Source organism: Pseudomonas sp. HMSC067G02 (assembly GCF_001813485.1).
Lineage (GTDB): Bacteria > Pseudomonadota > Gammaproteobacteria > Pseudomonadales > Pseudomonadaceae > Pseudomonas > Pseudomonas aeruginosa.
In genome coordinates, this window is sequence record NZ_KV812632.1 from 421,121 (window position 1) to 439,890 (window position 18,770).

21 protein-coding genes are annotated in these 18,770 nt (G+C 68.4%); 13 read left to right on the forward strand and 8 right to left on the reverse strand.

Annotation, left to right across the window (positions count from 1 at the left end):
• The 5 genes from HMPREF2914_RS05980 to HMPREF2914_RS06000 form a co-directional block, all read left to right on the forward strand.
• The coding region (locus HMPREF2914_RS05980) for an OprD family outer membrane porin (RefSeq protein ID WP_049262889.1) at positions 1–224 on the forward strand (224 nt) is incomplete at its 5' end.
• A 29-nt stretch (positions 225–253) separates the two neighbouring features.
• Positions 254–1,237 carry a tripartite tricarboxylate transporter substrate binding protein gene (locus HMPREF2914_RS05985; protein WP_003085519.1) on the forward strand — a complete coding sequence of 328 codons (984 nt, stop codon included), beginning with the start codon at positions 254–256 and terminating at the stop codon, positions 1,235–1,237.
• 48 nt (positions 1,238–1,285) lie between these two features.
• Positions 1,286–1,756, forward strand: coding sequence for a tripartite tricarboxylate transporter TctB family protein (locus tag HMPREF2914_RS05990; RefSeq protein WP_003085516.1), 471 nt, complete (start codon positions 1,286–1,288; stop codon positions 1,754–1,756).
• Between the two features lie 10 nt (positions 1,757–1,766).
• Complete coding sequence (locus HMPREF2914_RS05995; protein WP_003110251.1) at positions 1,767–3,284, forward strand: tripartite tricarboxylate transporter permease; 1,518 nt, start codon at positions 1,767–1,769, stop codon at positions 3,282–3,284.
• The gene (locus HMPREF2914_RS06000; protein WP_003134364.1) at positions 3,277–4,314 is read left to right on the forward strand and encodes an AbrB family transcriptional regulator; all 1,038 of its coding nucleotides are present in this window, start codon (positions 3,277–3,279) and stop codon (positions 4,312–4,314) included. Before HMPREF2914_RS05995 ends, HMPREF2914_RS06000 begins: the two co-directional genes overlap by 8 nt.
• Positions 4,315–4,439: 125 nt before the next feature.
• Here HMPREF2914_RS06000 and ung read toward each other — a convergent pair whose 3' ends face one another.
• The 3 genes from ung to HMPREF2914_RS06015 all read right to left on the reverse strand — a co-directional run bounded on the left by ung (position 4,440) and on the right by HMPREF2914_RS06015 (position 6,994).
• Positions 4,440–5,135, reverse strand: coding sequence for a uracil-DNA glycosylase (ung, locus tag HMPREF2914_RS06005; protein ID WP_003085510.1), 696 nt, complete (start codon positions 5,133–5,135; stop codon positions 4,440–4,442).
• Positions 5,136–5,234: 99 nt separating this feature from the next.
• Entirely contained in the window at positions 5,235–6,056 is an 822-nt protein-coding gene (locus HMPREF2914_RS06010) for a VanW family protein (RefSeq protein WP_023092194.1), read from the reverse strand.
• A gap of 56 nt (positions 6,057–6,112) precedes the next feature.
• Positions 6,113–6,994 (reverse strand): AraC family transcriptional regulator, encoded by an 882-nt coding sequence (locus HMPREF2914_RS06015; protein ID WP_010793852.1) that lies wholly within the window; start codon positions 6,992–6,994, stop codon positions 6,113–6,115.
• 132 nt (positions 6,995–7,126) lie between these two features.
• On the opposite strand from HMPREF2914_RS06015, the gene HMPREF2914_RS06020 reads away from it, so the two are divergent.
• The 7 genes from HMPREF2914_RS06020 (at position 7,127) to HMPREF2914_RS06050 (ending at position 14,322) form a co-directional block, all read left to right on the forward strand.
• Positions 7,127–8,635: a CoA-acylating methylmalonate-semialdehyde dehydrogenase gene (locus HMPREF2914_RS06020; RefSeq protein WP_003085501.1), complete on the forward strand. Its 1,509-nt coding sequence runs from the start codon at positions 7,127–7,129 to the stop codon at positions 8,633–8,635.
• Positions 8,636–8,646: 11 nt separating this feature from the next.
• Positions 8,647–9,810: an isobutyryl-CoA dehydrogenase gene (locus HMPREF2914_RS06025; protein ID WP_070702809.1), complete on the forward strand. Its 1,164-nt coding sequence runs from the start codon at positions 8,647–8,649 to the stop codon at positions 9,808–9,810.
• 65 nt (positions 9,811–9,875) lie between these two features.
• Entirely contained in the window at positions 9,876–10,694 is an 819-nt protein-coding gene (locus tag HMPREF2914_RS06030; RefSeq protein WP_003085498.1) for an enoyl-CoA hydratase, read from the forward strand.
• Between the two features lie 58 nt (positions 10,695–10,752).
• Entirely contained in the window at positions 10,753–11,856 is a 1,104-nt protein-coding gene (locus tag HMPREF2914_RS06035) for an enoyl-CoA hydratase/isomerase family protein (protein ID WP_003114169.1), read from the forward strand.
• A 111-nt stretch (positions 11,857–11,967) separates the two neighbouring features.
• Positions 11,968–12,864, forward strand: a complete 897-nt coding sequence (gene mmsB, locus HMPREF2914_RS06040; protein ID WP_003116513.1) for a 3-hydroxyisobutyrate dehydrogenase — start codon at positions 11,968–11,970, stop codon at positions 12,862–12,864.
• Positions 12,865–12,920: 56 nt separating this feature from the next.
• Positions 12,921–13,565, forward strand: coding sequence for a potassium channel family protein (locus HMPREF2914_RS06045; RefSeq protein WP_003085490.1), 645 nt, complete (start codon positions 12,921–12,923; stop codon positions 13,563–13,565).
• 115 nt (positions 13,566–13,680) lie between these two features.
• A complete protein-coding gene (locus HMPREF2914_RS06050; protein WP_003098346.1) occupies positions 13,681–14,322 on the forward strand; it encodes an NAD(P)-dependent oxidoreductase in 642 nt (213 codons plus the stop codon).
• A 34-nt stretch (positions 14,323–14,356) separates the two neighbouring features.
• Here the strand turns inward: HMPREF2914_RS06050 and HMPREF2914_RS06055 are convergent, their stop codons facing one another.
• Positions 14,357–16,333, reverse strand: coding sequence for an alkyl/aryl-sulfatase (locus HMPREF2914_RS06055; protein WP_003085484.1), 1,977 nt, complete (start codon positions 16,331–16,333; stop codon positions 14,357–14,359).
• A 102-nt stretch (positions 16,334–16,435) separates the two neighbouring features.
• Here HMPREF2914_RS06055 and HMPREF2914_RS06060 point away from each other — a divergent pair, with 102 nt between their 5' ends.
• On the forward strand, positions 16,436–17,350 hold the full coding sequence (locus tag HMPREF2914_RS06060; RefSeq protein WP_023092195.1) for a LysR family transcriptional regulator: 915 nt from the start codon (positions 16,436–16,438) through the stop codon (positions 17,348–17,350).
• Positions 17,351–17,353: 3 nt separating this feature from the next.
• Here HMPREF2914_RS06060 and HMPREF2914_RS06065 read toward each other — a convergent pair whose 3' ends face one another.
• The 4 genes from HMPREF2914_RS06065 to HMPREF2914_RS06080 form a co-directional block, all read right to left on the reverse strand.
• Positions 17,354–17,542, reverse strand: coding sequence for a hypothetical protein (locus HMPREF2914_RS06065; protein ID WP_009315243.1), 189 nt, complete (start codon positions 17,540–17,542; stop codon positions 17,354–17,356).
• Between the two features lie 122 nt (positions 17,543–17,664).
• Positions 17,665–17,910 carry a DUF1145 domain-containing protein gene (locus HMPREF2914_RS06070; protein WP_003085479.1) on the reverse strand — a complete coding sequence of 82 codons (246 nt, stop codon included), beginning with the start codon at positions 17,908–17,910 and terminating at the stop codon, positions 17,665–17,667.
• Between the two features lie 118 nt (positions 17,911–18,028).
• The gene (locus HMPREF2914_RS06075) at positions 18,029–18,478 is read right to left on the reverse strand and encodes a hypothetical protein (RefSeq protein ID WP_023980567.1); all 450 of its coding nucleotides are present in this window, start codon (positions 18,476–18,478) and stop codon (positions 18,029–18,031) included.
• Positions 18,479–18,569: 91 nt separating this feature from the next.
• Entirely contained in the window at positions 18,570–18,743 is a 174-nt protein-coding gene (locus tag HMPREF2914_RS06080; protein ID WP_073668223.1) for a hypothetical protein, read from the reverse strand.
• Positions 18,744–18,770 lie beyond the last annotated feature (27 nt).

Consider the following 18,770-nt stretch of genomic DNA (forward strand, 5'->3'; position numbering starts at 1 on the left):
TGACCTTCATGACCCGCTACGTCAAGGGCGACAATGTCGAACTCGCCGGGCAGAGCGGCGAAGGCCGCGAATGGGAACGCAACACCGAACTGCAGTACGTGTTCCAGAGCGGCGCGCTGAAGAACCTCGGAATCCGCTGGCGCAACGCGACCTTCCGTTCCAATTTCACCCGCGACATCGATGAGAACCGCCTGATCGTCAGCTATACCCTGCCGATCTGGTAAGCCAGAACAAGAACTCCACAGGAGCACCGATGATGATGAAACTGTCTTTTCGTCCCCTCGCCTTGGTTGCCGCCGGCCTGCTGCTGGCCGGCGCCGCCGTGGCCGAACCCAAGCGTCCCGAATGCATCGCCCCGGCGTCCCCCGGCGGCGGTTTCGACCTCACCTGCAAGCTGGCGCAGAGCGCCCTGGTCGAGGCCAAGCTGCTGAGCAAGCCGATGCGTGTCACCTACATGCCCGGCGGCGTCGGCGCGGTCGCCTATAACGCGGTGGTCGCCCAACGCCCGGGCGACGCCGGCACCATCACCGCCTTCTCCAGCGGCTCGCTGCTGAACCTGGCCCAGGGCAAGTTCGGCCGCTTCGACGAGAACGCGGTGAAATGGCTGGCCGCCATCGGCACCAGCTACGGCGCCATCGCGGTGCGCACCGATTCGCCCTACAAGAACCTCGACGACCTGGTGAAGGCGCTCAAGGCCGACCCGAGCAAGGTGGTGATCGGCTCCGGCGGCACCGTCGGCAGCCAGGACTGGATGCAGACCGCGCTGATCGCCAAGGCCGCCGGGATCAATCCGCGCGACCTGCGCTACGTGGCCCTGGAAGGCGGCGGCGAGATCGCCACCGCGCTGCTCGGCGGGCACATCCAGGTCGGCAGCACCGACATTTCCGACTCCATGCCGCACATCCTCAGCGGCGACATGCGCCTGCTCGCGGTGTTCTCCGAAGAACGCCTGCCGGAGGCGGCGATGGCCAACATCCCCACCGCCAAGGAACAGGGCTACGACATCGTCTGGCCGGTAGTTCGCGGGTTCTACCTCGGGCCGAAGGTCAGCGACGAAGACTACGCCTGGTGGAAGAACGCCTTCGACCAACTGCTGGCCTCCGAGGACTTCGCCAAGCTGCGCGACCAGCGCGAGCTGTTCCCCTTCGCCATGACCGGCGAGGAACTCGACGGCTACGTGAAGCAGCAGGTCCAGCAGTACAAGCAACTGGCCAAGGACTTCGGCCTGATCCAGTAAGCCAGCCCGCGCGCGGCCGGGCCCCGGCCGCGCCACGAGGATAGTCCCATGACCCGTTCCAACCTGTACCAGCGCCTGTTCGCCGGGCTCTGGCTGCTCGCCTGCGTCGGCCTGGCGGTCGCCGGCTGGCGTTACCAGGCGCCGTTTTCCTACGAACCGGTCGGCCCGCGCGCCTACCCGCTGCTCTGCCTGGCGCTGATGGGCGCCGGCCTGGCCTGGTTGATCGTGCGGCCGACGCCGATCCGCCACGCCGAGGACGAACAGCCGCTGAGCGGCGCCGTGCTGCTCAAGGTGCTCGCCTGCATCGCCCTGCTGCTGGTGTTCGCCGGTCTGTTCGAAGCGCTCGGTTTCATCCTCAGCGCCGCCCTGGTCGGCTCCTGCATGGCCATTCTCTACGGCGCCCGGCCACTGCCCGCGGTGATCACCGCCAGCCTGCTCGGGATCGGCCTCTACTGGCTGTTCGACCGCGCCCTGGACGTCCCGCTGCCGCTGGGCGTTCTCGACTTCCTGCCGCTGTGAGGACTTCGCGATGGAAACCTTGAACTACCTCGGCCAGGGCTTCGGCGTCGCGATGACCCCGACCAACCTGATCACCGCGCTGATCGGCACCCTGATCGGCACTATCGTCGGCCTGCTGCCGGGCCTCGGCCCGATCAACGGCGTGGCGCTGCTGATCCCGGTGGCCTTCGCCCTGGGCCTGCCGCCGGAAACCGCGCTGATCCTGCTCGCCGCCGTGTACCTGGGCTGCGAGTACGGCGGGCGGATCAGCTCGATCCTGCTCAACATCCCCGGCGAAGCCTCGACCGTGATGACCACCCTCGACGGCTACCCGATGGCACGCAAGGGCCTGGCCGGCGTGGCCCTGTCGCTGTCGGCCTGGAGTTCCTTCATCGGCGCCTTCATCGCCACCTGCGGGATGGTCCTGTTCGCCCCGCTGCTGGCCAAGTGGGCGATCGCCTTCGGTCCGGCGGAATACTTCGTACTGATGGTCTTCGCCATCGTCTGCCTCGGCGGCATGGCCGGCGACAAGCCACTGAAGACGCTGCTGGCGGCGTTGCTCGGGCTGTTCCTGTCCTGCGTCGGGATCGACGCCAACAGCGGCGTGTACCGCTTCACCGGGGACAGCATCCACCTCGCCGACGGCATCCAGTTCGTGGTCCTGGTACTGGGTCTGTTCTCGGTCAGCGAGATTCTCCTGCTGCTGGAAAAGACCCACCACGGCCAGGAAGCGGTCAAGGCCACCGGGCGGATGATGTTCAACTTCAAGGAAGCCGCCAGCGTATTCCTGGTCAACCTGCGCTGCGGCGTGCTCGGCTTCGTCATGGGCGTGCTGCCCGGCGCCGGCGCGACCCTGGCCAGCGCCGTGGCCTACATGACCGAGAAGAAGCTGGCCGGCGCCAAGGGCGAGTTCGGCAAGGGCGACATGCGCGGCCTCGCTGCCCCGGAGACCGCCATTGGCGGCGCGGCCTGCGGCGCCATGGTGCCGATGCTGACCCTCGGCGTGCCCGGTTCGGGCACCACTGCGGTGATGATCGGCGCCCTGACCCTGTACAACATCACTCCCGGCCCGCTGCTGTTCCAGCAGCAACCGGACATCGTCTGGGGCCTGATCGCCTCGCTGTTCATCGCCAACGTCATGCTGATCATCCTCAACGTGCCGATGGTCCGTGTGTTCACCCGCATCCTCGCGGTGCCGAACTGGGCCCTGGTGCCGGCCATCGCGATCATCACCGGGATCGGCGTGTACGGCGTGCACGCGACTACCTTCGACCTGTTCCTGATGGTCGGCATCGGCGTGCTCGGCTACATCCTGCGCAAGCTCGACTTCCCGCTCTCGCCGCTGCTGCTGGGCTTCATCCTCGGCGGGCTGATGGAACAGAACCTGCGCCGCGCGCTGTCGATCTCCAACGGCGAACTGGGCATCCTCTGGTCGAGCCCGATCAGCCTGGTGACCTGGGCCCTGGTGGTGGTGATGCTGCTGTTGCCGCTGGTCCGCGCCTGGCGCCGCCGCGCGGCCCGTCGCACGACAGGGCTGGCCGATGCCTGAGCGCGTCACCTGGAGGCTGTACTGGGCGACGCCGTTGGTCGGCGCCCTTGGCGGCTGGCTGGCAAGCCTGGTCGGCTGGCCGCTGCCGTGGATGATCGGCTCGCTGCTGGCGGTGATGCTGGTGCGCTGCCTGGCCGACCTGCCGCTGGCCGAAGTGCCGGGGGCACGCAAGTGCGGGCAATGGATCGTCGGCATCGGCATCGGCCTGCACTTCACTCCGGCAGTGATCGAGCAAGTGCTGGCGCACAGCGCGATCATCGTTTTCGGCGCCGTGGCCACCACGCTTTCCAGCGTACTGGCGATCGCCTTCATGCGCCGCAGCGGCGAGGACCGCGCCACCGCGTTCTTCGCCAGCATGCCCGGCGGCGCCAGCGAGATGGTCAACCTCGGGCAGCGCCACGGCGCGGTGCTCAGCCGCGTCGCCGCAGCGCAGAGCCTGCGCCTGTTGCTGGTGGTGCTGCTGGTGCCGGCGGCGTTCCAGTACCTGCTCGGCGGCGGCCAGCCGGGCCCGCACCAGGCCGCGCCGGTGGACTGGCGCTGGCTGGCCCTGCTGTTCCCGGCCGGGGCGCTGGTCGCGCTGGGCTGGCAGAAGTTGCGCCAACCCAATCCCTGGCTACTCGGCCCGCTGCTGCTGGCGGCCAGCGTCAGCCTCGGCTTCGACCTGCATATCGGCCTGCCGGCCGGTTCCAGCGGCGTCGGCCAATGGCTGATCGGCAGCGCCCTGGGTTGCCATTTCAACCGCAGTTTCTTCCGCAGCGCTCCAGCCTTCGTCAGTCGTACCCTGGTCTGCACGCTGTGGATGATGTTCGCCGCGGCGCTCGCCGCCGAGTTGCTCGGCTGGCTGACCACCCTCGACCACCAGTCGCTGATGCTCGGCATGATGCCCGGCGGCATCGCCGAGCTGAGCCTGACCGCCGAAGCCTTGCAGCTCTCGGTGCCGCTGGTCACCGCCTTGCAGGTACTGCGGCTATTGCTGGTGCTGTTCCTCGCCGAGCCGTGCTTCCGCTACTGGAGGAAGCGCGCCGGCTGATCGAGCCACGCCGCCACACTGGATGTGTGGCGTTTTCCAGCCCGCCTCGTGCGGGCTTTTTTATTCCGCGCGCGGCCAGAGGGCACACAGCGGCGCCCGCCATGTGAAGAGCTGGGCGACAGTGGTCAGAGGTCCGGCAGCGACCAGTCGATAGGCGTCTTGCCGTTCTGCTCGAGGAACTTGTTGGTGCGGCTGAAGTGACCGTTGCCGAGGAAACCGCGGTAGGCCGACAACGGCGACGGGTGCGCCGACTTGAGGATCAGGTGACGCTGTGGGTCGATCAGCTTCTGCTTGCTCTGCGCGTGGCTGCCCCAGAGCAGGAACACCAGGCGCTCGCAACGCTCGTTGACCACCTCGATGACGCGGTCGGTGAACGGCTGCCAGCCGGCATTGGCGTGGGAGCCGGCCTTGGCCTGCTCGACGGTCAGCGAGGTGTTGAGCAACAGCACGCCCTGCTCCGCCCAGCGCTGCAGGTAGCCGTTGTTGGGAATCGGGATGTTCAGGTCGCGGTTGAGTTCCTTGTAGATGTTCTGCAAGGACGGCGGCGTCGGCACGCCGGGCTGCACCGAGAAGCACAGGCCGTGGGCCTGGCCCGGCCCGTGGTAGGGATCCTGGCCGATGATCACCACCTTGACGTTCTCCAGCGGCGTGGTGTTCAGCGCGTTGAAGATCAACGGCCCGGGCGGGAAGATCGCCTTGCCGGCGGCTTTCTCCTGGCGCAGGAACTCGCCCAGTTGCTTCATGTAGGGCTTGTCGAATTCCTCGCGCAGCGCTTCCTTCCAGCTCGCCTCGAGCTTGATGCGGTCGTCGTTATCGGTCATGGAACCCCCTGTCTCGGTACTGAAAAAGTCGTCCGGCCTTTTTCAGAAGGTCGCCGACAGCCTGTGGCCGCGGAACCGTAGAAAAGCGCGCCGCGCTTGTCAATCTCGGGACAGGCGGGCCTCTTCCACCGGATACTTCACGCGCACCCGGTTGCGGTACAGGCACTCGCTGGCCAGCAAGGTGCCGGCCTGGCCCTTTCCCCGGATGTCGCGCCAGATCTCGTTGAGCCTCAGCACTGCCTCGCCGTCGCGGACAAAACGCTGGGCCCTCTCGTAGACGTGGTAGCGCACAGGGCGCGGCGCACTGCACAGCAGTTCGCCTTCCAGTTGGTGGGCGGCGATATGGAAGCGCAACTGGAAGGTATCCGCCGTCGGATTGTGCAGCACCAGGTCGATGAAGTTGTAGAAGATCGCCGCGCCCGAGCCGAACGGCAGGATCCGTCCCTCGTCGGGAAACGGGTCGAAGCTGTGGTTGGCCCGCTCCACCACGCGCAGCGGCGAATGCAGGGCCATCCAGTGGATCAGGTTGCTCAGTTGGCAGATGCCGCCGCCGATTCCGCTGCGCGCCTCACCGAAGGACAACTCCATGCCTTCGACGAAGCCACGCCGGGCGCTGGGCCGACCGACCAGCCGGCAGAACGAGAAGTACTCGCCGGGGCCGATGCGCACGCCGTTCATGCAGTCCACCGCCAGGCGCAGGTTGACCACCTTGTTGCGTTGCAGGGCGAGGTCGCTGTCGCCGAGGCGGCGGATCAACTTCGAGGTGTGCTTGATGTAGCGGTACGGCAGGCGCTCGTCGACCGATGGCAGCCGCACGTAGCGACGGCCGCCAAGACGCCAGCGGCAGTGCCGCCAGAGACGTCGTTGCCAGACCCGCAGCCAGTAGAGCCAGGGGTGGTAGAGCGATAGGGGTTTGCGCATCGACGATCCTTGTCGGTCTCGGCCCACGGGCCGGAGGCAGCATTATGCCCGGAGCACTAGCCCTGGTGCAGCGCCCGGTAGTGACTGGGCGCCATGCCCACCACCTTGCGGAACAGCCGCGAGAAGTAATAGGGATCGGCGTAGCCGAGCTGCTCGGCGATCTGCCGCACCTCCAGCGCGCCCTCGTCGAGCAGGCGGCAGGCGTGGGCCATCTTCATCTGGATGAAGTCCTGGATCGGCGCCTGGCCGGTCAGGGCGCGGTAGGTCTTGGCGAAATGGAAGCGCGACAGCTTGAACTGCGCCGCCAGCTCGTCGAGGTTGAGGCTGTCGTGCAGGTGCGCGCGCATCAGCGCCTGCACCGCATCGATGTCCAGCACCCGCCCGGACTTCAGGCTGGCCCGCGCCGGACGCACCGCCAGCGAGGTGAGCAGGCCCTGCAACAGGTGCGCGGCATGGATGAAGTGCGGCAGGCTGAGGCCCTGGCGGCGCAGCGCCAGCAGCGCGTCGAACTCCGCCAGCAGGCGCGGCTGCATGCCCAGGCGCAGGCGCGGAGCGCTGCCCAGCGGACGCAGGAAGTCCTCCGCCAGGAGGCCTTCGAAATGTACCCAGTAGATGCTCCAGGGCCGCTGCGGGTCGGCGCCGTAGGCATGTTCCAGGCCCTTGGGCAGGACCAGCAGGTCGCCGCCGCCGACCTCGACGCGCTCGTCGGCGCACTCCAGCCAGCCGCGTCCGGCACGGCAGTAGATCAACAGATGGTCGTCCGGCGCGCGCCGCTGCATGTGGTGGCCATGCGCCTCCGGGTAGTAGCCGAGGGCCAGTGGGTAGCAGGCCTGGCCGAGCGGATGGCGGGCCAGGGCGCGACGCAGGCGGGGCGGCGTGATGAAACGCACCCCCTGGTTGGGCAGGGGCCAGGCGGAGGTCTGTACGGAACGCTTCACGGCGACGCGACTCGGCAGTCTGAATCCCAAGATCGTCCATCCCTTGCGCAAGATCGTCAATCCACAGGCGGCTTGCGGCCGGCTATAACGACTCAAAACAACATCCCGGTCCACCGGGAAGCGGAGGCGACGATGGCCAAGGCAATCCCCCAGCTGATCGACGGCGAATGGCGCGGCAGCCGTTCCCGCGAACTGATCGAAGTCACCGATCCGGCGACCCAGGACGTCCTCGCGCTGGCGCCGAAGGCCACCGCCGACGAGATCGAGCAGGCCATCGCCAGCGCCCAGCGCGCCTTCGAGACCTGGCGCGAAGTCCCGGCTCCCGAGCGAGCGCGGTTGATGCTGCGCTACCAGCACCTGCTCAAGGAACACCACGACGAACTCGGCGAACTGCTGGCCCGGGAGACCGGCAAGAACCTCGCCGATGCCAAGGGCGACGTGTGGCGCGGCATCGAGGTGGTCGAACACGCCGCCAACGTGGCCAGCCTGATGATGGGCGAGACGGTGGAAAACGTCGCCCGCGAGATCGACACCGCCAGTTGGATCCAGCCCCTCGGCGTGTGCGCCGGGATCACCCCGTTCAATTTCCCGGCGATGATCCCGCTGTGGATGTTCCCGCTGGCCATCGCCTGCGGCAACACCTTCGTCCTCAAGCCCTCCGAACAGGATCCGCTGACACCCAACCGCCTCGCCGAGCTGTTCCTCGAGGCCGGCGCGCCGAAGGGCGTGCTGCAGGTGATCCATGGCGGCCGCGAGCAGGTCGATGCCCTCCTCACCCACCCGGACATCCGGGCGATTTCCTTCGTCGGCTCGGTCGCCGTCGGCCAGCACGTGTACCGCACCGGCACCGCGCACCTGAAGCGGGTGCAGGCCTTCGCCGGGGCGAAGAACCACATGGTGATCCTCCCCGACGCGAACAAGGCCCAGGTCCTCGGCAACCTGGTCGGCGCCAGCTGCGGCGCCGCCGGCCAGCGCTGCATGGCGATCAGCGCGGCGGTGTTCGTCGGCGCGGCGCGCGAGTGGATTCCCGAGCTGGCCGAGCGGATGGCCGCCCTGCGCCCCGGCCACTGGCAGGACCCGGACGCCGCCTATGGTCCGCTGATCAGCCCGCAGGCGCGCCAGCGCGTGCTGCGCCTGATCGCCGAAGGCAAGGCAGAAGGCGCCGAGTGCCTGCTCGACGGCTCGCAGTGCCAGGTCGAAGGCTATCCCAACGGCAACTGGCTCGGTCCCACCCTGTTCCGCGCAGTGACGCCGAAGATGGGCCTGTACCGCGAGGAGATCTTCGGCCCGGTGCTGGCTTGCCTGGAGGTCGATACCCTGGAAGAGGCGATTGCCCTGGTCAACGCCAATCCCTATGGCAACGGCACCAGCCTGTTCACCCGCTCCGGCGGCGCCGCTCGGCGCTACCAGCACGCGGTGCAGGTCGGCCAGGTGGGGATCAACGTGCCGATCCCGGTACCGCTGCCGTTCTTCTCCTTCACCGGCTGGAAGGGTTCCTTCTACGGCGACCTGCACGCCTACGGCAAGCAGGCGGTGCGCTTCTATACCGAGACCAAGACCGTCACCAGCCGCTGGTTCGACGATGAACCGACGACCGACGAATCGTCGGCCGGCCCGAACATGACCATCCATCTCAAGTGACCCGAGGACCTATGGATTTCGACCTCACCGAAGAACAACGCCTGCTGGTGGAGAGCGCCCGCGCCTTCGCCCGCCACGAACTGGCGCCGAAGGCGGCCGACTGGGACCGCGACCATCACTTCCCGGTGGAAGTCATCCGCGCCGCCGCCGAACAGGGCTACCTCGGCCTGTACATCGCCGAGGAAGACGGCGGCCTGGACCTGTCGCGGCTGTCCACCTCGCTGATCTTCGAGCAACTGGCCGCCGGCTGCGTGGCCACTACCGCCTACATCAGCATCCACAACATGGCCGCCTGGATGCTCGCCTCGTTCGGCGACGCGGCGCTGAAGGAGGCCTGGCTGCCCGGCCTGATCGGCGGCGAGTCGCTCGCCTCCTATTGCCTGACCGAGCCCGATGCCGGCTCCGACGCCGCGCGCCTGCGCACCCGCGCCCGCCGCGAGGGCGACGAATACGTGCTGGACGGCAGCAAGTGCTTCATTTCCGGCGCCGGCAGCACCCAGGTGCTGATCGTCATGGCGCGCACCGGCGAGGACGGCGCCAGGGGCATCTCCTGCTTCCTGGTGCCGGCCGACGCGCCCGGCATCCGCTACGGCCGCAACGAGGACAAGATGGGCTGGCGCGCGCAGCCGACCCGCACCATCACCTTCGAAGGCGTGCGCATCCCCGCCGGCAACCGCATCGGCCCGGAGGGCCAGGGCTTCGTCTATGCCATGAAAGGCCTCGACGGCGGCCGCCTGAACATCGCCAGTTGTTCCCTGGGCGCCGCCCAGGCGGCGCTGGAGCAGTCGATGCGCTACGTCGAGGAGCGCGAGCAGTTCGGCAAGCCGCTGGCGACCTTCCAGGCCTTGCAGTTCAAGCTCGCCGACATGCTCACCGAACTCACCGCCAGCCGCCAGATGGTCCGCCTCGGCGCCCATCGGCTGGACCGCGGCGACGCCGAGGCGACCCTGTACTGCGCAATGGCCAAGCGCTTCGCCACCGACCGCTGCTTCGATGTCTGCAACGAGGCCTTGCAACTGCACGGCGGCTACGGCTATCTCAACGATTATCCGCTGGAGCGCTGGGTACGCGACACCCGCGTGCACCAGATCCTCGAAGGCACCAACGAAATCATGCGGGTGATCGTCGCCCGCCGCCTGCTGGAGCAGGGCGGCATGCTCGATCGCCTGCTGTGAACGCCGCGAACCATCGCATCCGATAGTGCCGGGACGCCCCGGCCCATGATCCAGTGAGGGACTTCATGAACACTGCCGTCGAACCCTACAAGGCTTCCTCCTTCGACCTGACCCACAAGCTCACCGTGGAAAAGCACGGGCACACCGCGCTGATCACCATCAACCACCCGCCGGCCAACACCTGGGACCGCGACTCGCTGATCGGCCTGCGCCAACTGATCGAGCACCTCAACCGCGACGACGATATCTACGCCCTGGTAGTGACCGGCCAGGGGCCGAAGTTCTTCTCCGCCGGCGCCGACCTGAACATGTTCGCCGACGGCGACAAGGCCCGCGCTCGCGAGATGGCCCGCCGCTTCGGCGAAGCCTTCGAGGCGCTGCGCGATTTCCGCGGGGTGTCGATCGCGGCGATCAACGGCTACGCCATGGGCGGCGGCCTGGAGTGCGCCCTCGCCTGCGACATCCGCATCGCCGAGCGCCAGGCGCAGATGGCCCTGCCGGAGGCCGCGGTGGGCCTGCTGCCCTGCGCCGGCGGGACCCAGGCGCTGCCCTGGCTGGTGGGCGAAGGCTGGGCCAAGCGGATGATCCTCTGCAACGAGCGGGTGGATGCGGAAACCGCCCTGCGCATCGGCCTGGTCGAACAGGTGGTGGACAGCGGCGAGGCGCGCGGCGCCGCCCTGCTGCTGGCGGCCAAGGTGGCACGCCAGAGCCCGGTGGCGATCCGCACCATCAAGCCGCTGATCCAGGGTGCCCGCGAACGCGCGCCGAACACCTGGCTGCCGGAGGAGCGCGAGCGCTTCGTCGATCTGTTCGACGCCCAGGACACCCGCGAAGGGGTCAACGCCTTCCTCGAGAAGCGCGATCCCAAGTGGCGCAACTGCTGAGCCTTCCCATCGAACCCGGCGGGCTGCGCCACAGCCCGCCCGAGCCGAGAGCCCCGACATGAACGTGCTTTTCGAAGAACGCCCGAGCCTGCATGGCTTCCGCATCGGCATTGCCACCCTGGATGCGGAAAAGAGCCTGAACGCCCTGTCCCTGCCGATGATCGAGGCCCTGGCGGCGAAACTCGACGCCTGGGCCGAGGACGCCGGCATCGCCTGCGTGCTGTTGCGCGGCAACGGCGCCAAGGCCTTTTGCGCCGGCGGCGACGTGCGCAAGCTGGTGGACGCCTGCCGTGAGCAACCCGGCGAGGTACCGGCCCTGGCGCGACGCTTCTTCGCCGATGAATACCGCCTCGACTACCGCATCCACACCTACCCGAAACCCTTCATCTGCTGGGCCCACGGCTATGTAATGGGCGGCGGCATGGGGCTGATGCAGGGTGCCGGGATTCGCATCGTCACCCCGTCCAGCCGCCTGGCGATGCCGGAGATCGGCATCGGCCTGTACCCGGACGTCGGCGCCAGCTGGTTCCTCGCCCGCCTGCCCGGCAGGCTCGGCCTGTTCCTCGGCCTGAGCGCGGCGCAGATGAACGCCCGCGACGCTCTCGACCTCGACCTGGCCGACCGCTTCCTTCTCGACGACCAGCAGGACGCCCTGCTCGCCGGCCTGGTGCAGATGAACTGGAACGAGTCGCCCCAGGTGCAACTTCACAGCCTGCTTCGCGCCCTCGAACACGAGGCCCGCGGCGAACTGCCGGAGGCCCAGTTGCTCCCGCGCCGGCCGCGCCTGGACGCACTGCTCGACCAGCCGGACCTGGCGAGCGCCTGGCAGGCGCTGGTGGCGCTGCGCGACGACGCCGACCCGCTGCTTGCGCGTGGCGCGAAGACCCTGGCCGAGGGCTGCCCGATGACCGCGCATCTGGTCTGGCAGCAGATCGAGCGTGCGCGCTACCTGTCGCTGGCCGAGGTGTTCCGCCTGGAATACGCCATGAGCCTGAACTGCACACGCCATCCGGACTTCGCCGAGGGGGTACGCGCAAGGCTGATCGATCGCGACAACGCACCGAACTGGCATTGGCCGCAGGTGGAATCGATCCCGCAGGCGGTGATCGAGGCGCACTTCGAGCCGACCTGGGAGGGCGAGCATCCGCTGGCGGGGCTCTGATCCGCCGCGCCGCCCTCTGCCGAAGGAGGGCGCGGGCCCGCCACGTCCATAGCGTCTAAGCTGTTTCACAGCATCCCCAAGAGGCCTCGCGGCCACCATAGGAGGAGCTCCATGAAACAGATCGCCTTCATCGGCCTCGGCCACATGGGCGCGCCGATGGCCACCAACCTGCTCAAGGCCGGCTACCTGCTGAACGTCTTCGACCTGGTGCAGAGCGCCGTCGACGGCCTGGTCGCCGCCGGCGCCAGCGCCGCCCGCAGCGCCCGCGACGCGGTGCAGGGCGCCGACGTGGTCATCAGCATGCTGCCGGCCAGCCAGCACGTCGAAGGCCTGTACCTCGACGACGATGGCTTGCTCGCGCACATCGCCCCCGGCACCCTGGTGCTGGAATGCTCGACCATCGCCCCGACCTCGGCGCGCAAGGTCCACGCCGCCGCCCGCGAGCGCGGCCTGGCGATGCTCGACGCGCCGGTGTCCGGCGGCACTGCCGGCGCGGCAGCCGGCACCCTGACCTTCATGGTCGGCGGCGACGCCGAAGCCCTGGAGAAGGCCCGGCCGCTGTTCGAGGCCATGGGTCGCAACATCTTCCATGCCGGCCCCGACGGCGCCGGCCAGGTCGCCAAGGTGTGCAACAACCAACTCCTCGCGGTGCTGATGATCGGTACCGCAGAAGCCATGGCCCTGGGCGTGGCCAACGGCCTCGAGGCGAAGGTGCTGGCCGAGATCATGCGCCGCAGCTCCGGCGGCAACTGGGCGCTGGAAGTCTACAACCCCTGGCCGGGGGTGATGGAGAACGCTCCGGCGTCGCGCGACTACAGCGGCGGCTTCATGGCCCAGTTGATGGCCAAGGACCTCGGCCTGGCCCAGGAAGCCGCCCAGGCCAGCGCCAGCAGCACGCCGATGGGCAGCCTGGCGCTGAGCCTGTACCGCCTGTTGCTGAAGCAGGGCTATGCGGAGCGGGACTTTTCCGTGGTGCAGAAATTGTTCGATCCGACACAAGGCCAATAGACAGGCAGGCGGGTCCGCGCCCAGGCTGGTCGATTCGACGATGCGAGGAGCCCGCCTTGAACGCCCTGCTGCTGCGTTACCGTTTCCGCCTGCTGTTCTTTTCCACCGTGCTGTTCACGGCGATCCTCGGCCTGCCGTCGAGCACCAAGCCACGGGTGCTCGGCAGCCTCCTGCTGCTGGTGCTGGCCGGGATGAACACCTTGCGCAGACGCAGCCCGCTGGTCTACCTGACGGCCTTCTTCGGCCTGTTCAGCCTGGCCCTGTACACCACTGCGGACTTCAGCAGTCCCTACTCCAGCCTGCCGCCCGGCCTGCTGCGCGGGCTGAGCCTGATCCTGCTGTACCTGACCCTGTTCGCCGCGCTGTTCCGCCGCGTCACCCAGGAGCGCCCGGTGACCCACGAGCTGCTCTACGGACTCTGCGCGCTCTACCTGCAGATGGCGCTGGCCTTCGCTCTCGCCTACTACATGGTCGAACAGATGCAGCCTGCCAGCTTCATCGCCAGCCATGGCGCACTCGGCCTGGATACCTTCGTCTACTACAGCCTGGTGACCCTGACCACCGTGGGCTACGGCGACATCCAGGCGATCAACCCGCTGGCGCGCCTGCTGGCCGGCAGCGAAGGAGTGATCGGGGTCCTGTTCATCGCCCTCGCCGTGGCCCGCAGCCTGACCCTGATGAGCGACAGCGAGGAGGTCTGATTATTAAGCTGGGCTAACGAGTGCATCCCCCTCGCAGCGGTTTATCCCGGCGAGCGCAGGGCGGATGATGCTGATCGACGCCGCTCTGCGGCATTTCTCGAACGGAAGGTGCAGCATGAAAATCGCCCTGATCGGCGCCACCGGCCACGTCGGCCACTATTTCCTCAACGAAGCCCTGCAACGCGGCCACGCGGTAACCGCCCTGGTCCGCGACCCGAGCAAGCTGGCGGCGCGCGACGGCCTCGGCGTAGTGCAGGCGGACGTCAGCGACCCGGCCCAGGTGGCCAGCGCCGTGGCAGGCCACGAGGTGGTCATCAGCGCTTTCAACGGCGGCTGGGGCAGCGCCGACCTCCGCGCCCGCCACGCCGCCGGCAGCCAGGCCATTCTCGACGGCGTGAAACGCTCCGGCGTGCCGCGCCTGCTGGTTCTCGGCGGCGCCGGGAGCCTGGAGATCGCCCCCGGCCAGCGCCTGGTGGACAGCCCGGAATTCCCCGAGCAGTGGAAGCAGGGCGCCCTCGGCGCCGCCGACGCCCTCGACCAACTGCGCGGCGAGCAACGACTGGACTGGGTGTTCCTCAGCCCTGCGATGCTCCTCGAACCCGGCCAGCGCAGCGGCAAGTTCCGCCTCGGCGGCGACCAGGTCCTGTTCGACGCCAAGGGCGAGAGCCGGATTTCCCTGGAAGACCTGGCGGTAGCCATGCTCGACGAGGCCGAGCAGCCCCGTCATCATCGCCAGCGCTTCACCGTGGCCTACTGAAAAGACCAGGCGCCCCTCTCGGGCGCCTTCGTCGTCAGCCTTCGGACTTCGCCGCCGGCGTGACGATATCGAACCAGAAGTCGAAGTCGCCGAGCATGCCGAACAGTTGCCCCAGCAACAGCGGATTGCCGGAACTCTTCAGTTTGCCCTCGAAGACCAGGCGTACCGCCGATACCTCCTTGAGCAGCAGCCGGTTGAGATCGGCGCGGTCGATGCTCACGGTCTGCCCGGCGTCCTCGCTCTGCACGCCGCGCAGGTTGTTCAGGTGCGAGTTCTTCAGTTCCAGCAGGTAGTTCTCGCCGATGTCCGGCAGGCGCAGGTTGATGCTCAGCGCCTTGCCCTCCGCAGCGCCGGCGTCCAGGCGCACGCCGAGATAGTCGAACAGCAGGCCGGTGTCCATCGCCGCCAGGGCATCGGCGCTGCCGGCCTTCATCGTCGGCTGGTCGCGCGGTACGCCGTGGCGCAGTTCGTAGGCGGCGCTGAGGTAGCTGTTGCGCCAGCCGGCGTTCTCCGCCTGGTAGCCGAGCTGCTCCAGGGCGTCGGCCTGCAGCTCGCGCGCGGCCCGGTTATCCGGCTCGGCGAAGACCAGCCTGTTGACCACCTCGACCACCCAGCGGTACTCGCCCCTGGCGTACGACGCCCGCGCTTGCTCCAGCAGGCGCTCGGCGCCGCCCATGTATTCCACGTAGCGGCCCGCCGAGTCCTCCGGGCTGAGCGGGTCGAGGGTCGCCGGGTTGCCGTCGTAGTAGCCCAGGTAGCGGTTCAGCACGGCCCGTGCGTTATGGCTGACCGAGCCGTGGTAGCCGCGGTCGTACCATTCCTGGTCGAGGCTGGGCGGCAGGCGCAGGCGGTTGTGCACCTGGCCGATGGTCACGCCCTGGTTGGCCAGGTGCAGGGTCTGGTCGTGCAGGTAGCCGTACAGGTCGCGCTGCTTCTCCAGCACCTCGACGATCTCCGCGTTGCCCCAGCGCGGCCAGTTGTGCACCGCGAACATCACCTCGGCCTGCCTGCCGAAACGATGCAGCGCCTGGTTGATGTACTTGCTCCAGCCCAGCGCATCGCGTACCTCGGCGCCGCGCAGGGTGTACAGGTTGTGCAGGGTACCGACCACGTTCTCGGCCATCAGCAGGGCCTTCTGCCGCGGCAGCCAGATGTTCATCTCCGCCGGCGACTCGGTGCCCGGCGTGTTCTGGAAGGTGAACGGCACGCCGTCCAGCACCAGGTCCTCGCCCTCGCCTTCGATCAGGCGGGTCGGCGCCAGCAGGCTCAGCGGTCCGCGCGCCAATCCCTTGCCGATGGCCATGTCGACCTGCCCCTGCGGCCCCTTGGGCAGTTGCGTGCCGTACTGGTAGGTGGCGCGGCGCATCATGGCGTTGCCGGCCAGGACGTTCTCCTTGATCGCCGCCTCCATGAAGCCGGCCGGAGCGATGATCTGCACCGCGCCGCTGGCGACCTGCTGCGGCTCGACCAGACCGCGCACGCCTCCAAAGTGATCGGCGTGGGCGTGGCTGTAGATCACCGTACGGATCGGCCTCTCGCCCAGCTCGCGGCTGACCAGCTCGTAGGCCGCCCTGGCGGTGGCCGGGGTGGTCAGGGTGTCGACCACGATCCAGCCGCTGTCGCCGCGGATGAAGGTGATGTTGGCCAGGTCGAAGCCGCGCACCTGGTAGATACCCTCGGCAACCTCGAACAGGCCGTACTTGAGATTGAGCAGGGCCTGGCGTTGCAGGCTGGGATTGATGCTGTCCCGGGGCTTGCCGTCGAGGAGGAAGTCGTAGCCGCCGAGCTGCCAGGCGACGCTGCCGTCGGGGTTGCGGATGAGCACCCGCTCCGGGCGCCGGATCAGGCCGCGTTCGGCGCGCTCGAAGTCGGCACGGTCGGCGAACGGCAATTCCGCTTCGACCCGCCGCTGGGCCTCGACGGTGAAGGCGCTGGGCGGCTTGGACGCGGAGGGTTCGGCGGCGCCGGCGAGTAGCGGGGCGAGCGCCAGGAGTGCGAGCAGACGGCTCATCGGATGCTCCGTTTTATTGTTGTGAGGTTCGGCTGGCACTATGCCGAGCGGCACGTCAATAATTCCAATGCATTCCAGGTCCACATTCGATGCGGAGTCCGCATGAGCGATCTACGCCAGTTCCGCCACTTCGTCGCCCTCGCCGAGCACGGCCACTATGCCCGCGCCGCCGAAGCGGTGAATCTCAGCCAGCCGGCGCTGTCACGCAGCATCCAGGCGCTGGAGGGACAGTTGGGTTGCACCCTGGTGGAGCGCGGCAGCCGCGGCGTGGCCCTCACGGCCCACGGCCGGCTGGTGCTGGAACACGCTCGGCGCCTGCTGGCCGGGCATCGCGCACTGCACAACGCGGTAAGCCAACTGGGCAATCTCGACAGCGGCGAGCTACGCCTGGGCGGCGGTCCCTTCCCCGCCGCACGGCTGTTGCCCGAGGCACTGGCCGGTTTCTCCAGCGCCCACCCACGCGTGCGCGTCGTACTGCTCATCGAAGACTGGCAGACCCTACGCCAGCGCCTGCTGGATGACGCCGTCGAACTCTTCGTCGCCGATATCCGCGAGCTGCAAGGCGATCCGCAGTTGCGCATCCACCCGCTACGCGAGCATCCCGGCGTACTCTTCTGCCGCCCCGGCCATCCGCTGCTGGGTCTGGAGCGGCCGAGCGCCGGGCAATTGGCCGATTACCCGCTGGCCGGCCCGCGTCTGCCCGCGGAAGTCCGCGGCGACCTGGCGCGCCTGCTGCAACGCGACGAACCGCTCGGCATACAGTGCGACGATGTGCTGATGCTCAAGGGCCTGGTCGGCTCCAGCGAGCTGATCAGCCTGGCGCCCTGGGACGTGGTTGCCGCCGACGTCGAGGCCGGCCGCCTGGCGCTGCTGCCCTGGCCCGCCGGCGCCGAGCCCGCCCGCGCCAAGGGCTCCGCCTACGGTCTGGTCAGCCGTGCCGGCCGCAGCCTGTCGCCGGCCGCGGCAGTGTTCGTCGAGCGGGTGCTGGAACAGGACCGGCGCTTCGCCGCCACCTGAGGCTCAGCGCCAGCGAGCGTCGTCGCGGCGCTCCTGCCAGGTACGGTTCCAGTCGCGCCCGCGGTTGTCACGGTCACGGTCGTGATAGCGCTCGTAGCGGTAGTCGGGACGATACCGGTGGTCGTCGCGGTCGTAGACCACGCAGGCCGACAACGGCAGGACGAGGATCAGCAAGGAAAGCAAACGACGCATGGCGCCTCCTGTGCGGCTCCGGCCTCTCCTGCGGATGCCGGAGGAATGCCTGTTCCGGAGCCTGCACATCGGACTGCGCGGCGCGCGGGCGGTGCCCGCGGCGAGGGTAAAGCCTGGGTAAATCAGCCGAGGCTACGCAGGTGCAGGACGCCGAACAGCAGCACCTGGAGGCGCTCCAGCCAAGGTGCCGGGCGCGCCTTGAGACGCCCGTTGAGCAGCAGGATCTCGGCGGCATGGACCAGCACCAGCACGCCGGACAACAGCAGGATCGGTCGATGCAACTCGCCCAGCGGGTAGGCCAGGTTGACCAGCGCGACGAGCCAGAACATCGCCAGGGCGCCCTTGGCGAACGACAGGAAATGACTCATGGGGGAACCTCCTCGTTTCGATGTCGGCAGAGTGTGCCGAGCAAATGCGCCGAGGGGGTCCGCACTTTCGACTGGAAAGCACGACGGCGCCCGCAGGCGCCGTCTTTGCTTGCGCACCTCAGTTGCGCCAGCGAGGCGCCCCGCCCTGCTGGCCCCGGTGCCGCGGACGATCCCGCCCACCGTGTTGCTGCCAGCGTTGCGGAGAATGCCCGCGCCATTGCGGCTGGCCACCGCGCTGCCAGTTGCCCGGATGCCGCTCGCCGCGATGGGCCGGGCGCGATTCGTGGTGGCGCTGCGGGTAGCGATATTGCTCGCGCCGGTAGTCGCGGTGGCCATCGTAGCGGCGTGGCGCCGGGTAGTAGCGTTGGTCGTAGTAGCGCGTCGAGTAGTAGCGCCGTTCGCTACGCCAGCCATCGTCGTAGACGCGATAGCGTGGCACTTCGTAGGCGTAGGGCTGGCCGCGATAGCGGCGCCAGTCGCCGTCATCGTAGTCGTAGTCATACACCGCGCAGCCACCTAGGCTGGCGAGAAGCAGAAGAAGCGGGACTCTCAGGAATGTGCGCCACATGGCAGCCTCCTGCGGCCCCGCCGCCAGCCGGACGACCGGCGACGCTACGAGGCGCGCATACGACGTGAAGACTCGGGAAAAGGGAGCGGGCTCAGCACCAGCCTTTCTTGGCCTGGCCTGGAGGACAATGGGGCGGGCCGCCGCGATGGTAGCCGTAGTAACCCTGGTCGAAGTCCAGTTCGCCGCAGTCGCCCGGCCCCCCGCTGCAACCGCTCCCCAGGAAGGCCGCCGGCAGCAGCCCGATCAATCGCATGACCATCAGCATTCTCCTTCATCGCAGAACGCAGCCGAA

Bases quoted from the DNA above. Each gene is read 5' to 3' on its own strand.
- mmsB (WP_003116513.1), top strand. From the start codon at position 11,968: ATGAAACAGATCGCCTTCATCGGCCTCGGCCACATGGGCGCGCCGATG.
- HMPREF2914_RS06030 (WP_003085498.1), top strand. From the start codon at position 9,876: ATGAACACTGCCGTCGAACCCTACAAGGCTTCCTCCTTCGACCTGACC.
- HMPREF2914_RS06035 (WP_003114169.1), top strand. From the start codon at position 10,753: ATGAACGTGCTTTTCGAAGAACGCCCGAGCCTGCATGGCTTCCGCATC.
- HMPREF2914_RS06080 (WP_073668223.1), bottom strand. From the start codon at position 18,743: ATGCTGATGGTCATGCGATTGATCGGGCTGCTGCCGGCGGCCTTCCTG.
- HMPREF2914_RS06025 (WP_070702809.1), top strand. From the start codon at position 8,647: ATGGATTTCGACCTCACCGAAGAACAACGCCTGCTGGTGGAGAGCGCC.
- HMPREF2914_RS06000 (WP_003134364.1), top strand. From the start codon at position 3,277: ATGCCTGAGCGCGTCACCTGGAGGCTGTACTGGGCGACGCCGTTGGTC.
- HMPREF2914_RS05985 (WP_003085519.1), top strand. From the start codon at position 254: ATGATGATGAAACTGTCTTTTCGTCCCCTCGCCTTGGTTGCCGCCGGC.
- HMPREF2914_RS06075 (WP_023980567.1), bottom strand. From the start codon at position 18,478: ATGTGGCGCACATTCCTGAGAGTCCCGCTTCTTCTGCTTCTCGCCAGC.
- HMPREF2914_RS06050 (WP_003098346.1), top strand. From the start codon at position 13,681: ATGAAAATCGCCCTGATCGGCGCCACCGGCCACGTCGGCCACTATTTC.
- HMPREF2914_RS06060 (WP_023092195.1), top strand. From the start codon at position 16,436: ATGAGCGATCTACGCCAGTTCCGCCACTTCGTCGCCCTCGCCGAGCAC.
- HMPREF2914_RS05995 (WP_003110251.1), top strand. From the start codon at position 1,767: ATGGAAACCTTGAACTACCTCGGCCAGGGCTTCGGCGTCGCGATGACC.
- HMPREF2914_RS05990 (WP_003085516.1), top strand. From the start codon at position 1,286: ATGACCCGTTCCAACCTGTACCAGCGCCTGTTCGCCGGGCTCTGGCTG.
- HMPREF2914_RS06020 (WP_003085501.1), top strand. From the start codon at position 7,127: ATGGCCAAGGCAATCCCCCAGCTGATCGACGGCGAATGGCGCGGCAGC.
- HMPREF2914_RS06065 (WP_009315243.1), bottom strand. From the start codon at position 17,542: ATGCGTCGTTTGCTTTCCTTGCTGATCCTCGTCCTGCCGTTGTCGGCC.
- ung (WP_003085510.1), bottom strand. From the start codon at position 5,135: ATGACCGATAACGACGACCGCATCAAGCTCGAGGCGAGCTGGAAGGAA.
- HMPREF2914_RS06010 (WP_023092194.1), bottom strand. From the start codon at position 6,056: ATGCGCAAACCCCTATCGCTCTACCACCCCTGGCTCTACTGGCTGCGG.
- HMPREF2914_RS06055 (WP_003085484.1), bottom strand. From the start codon at position 16,333: ATGAGCCGTCTGCTCGCACTCCTGGCGCTCGCCCCGCTACTCGCCGGC.
- HMPREF2914_RS06070 (WP_003085479.1), bottom strand. From the start codon at position 17,910: ATGAGTCATTTCCTGTCGTTCGCCAAGGGCGCCCTGGCGATGTTCTGG.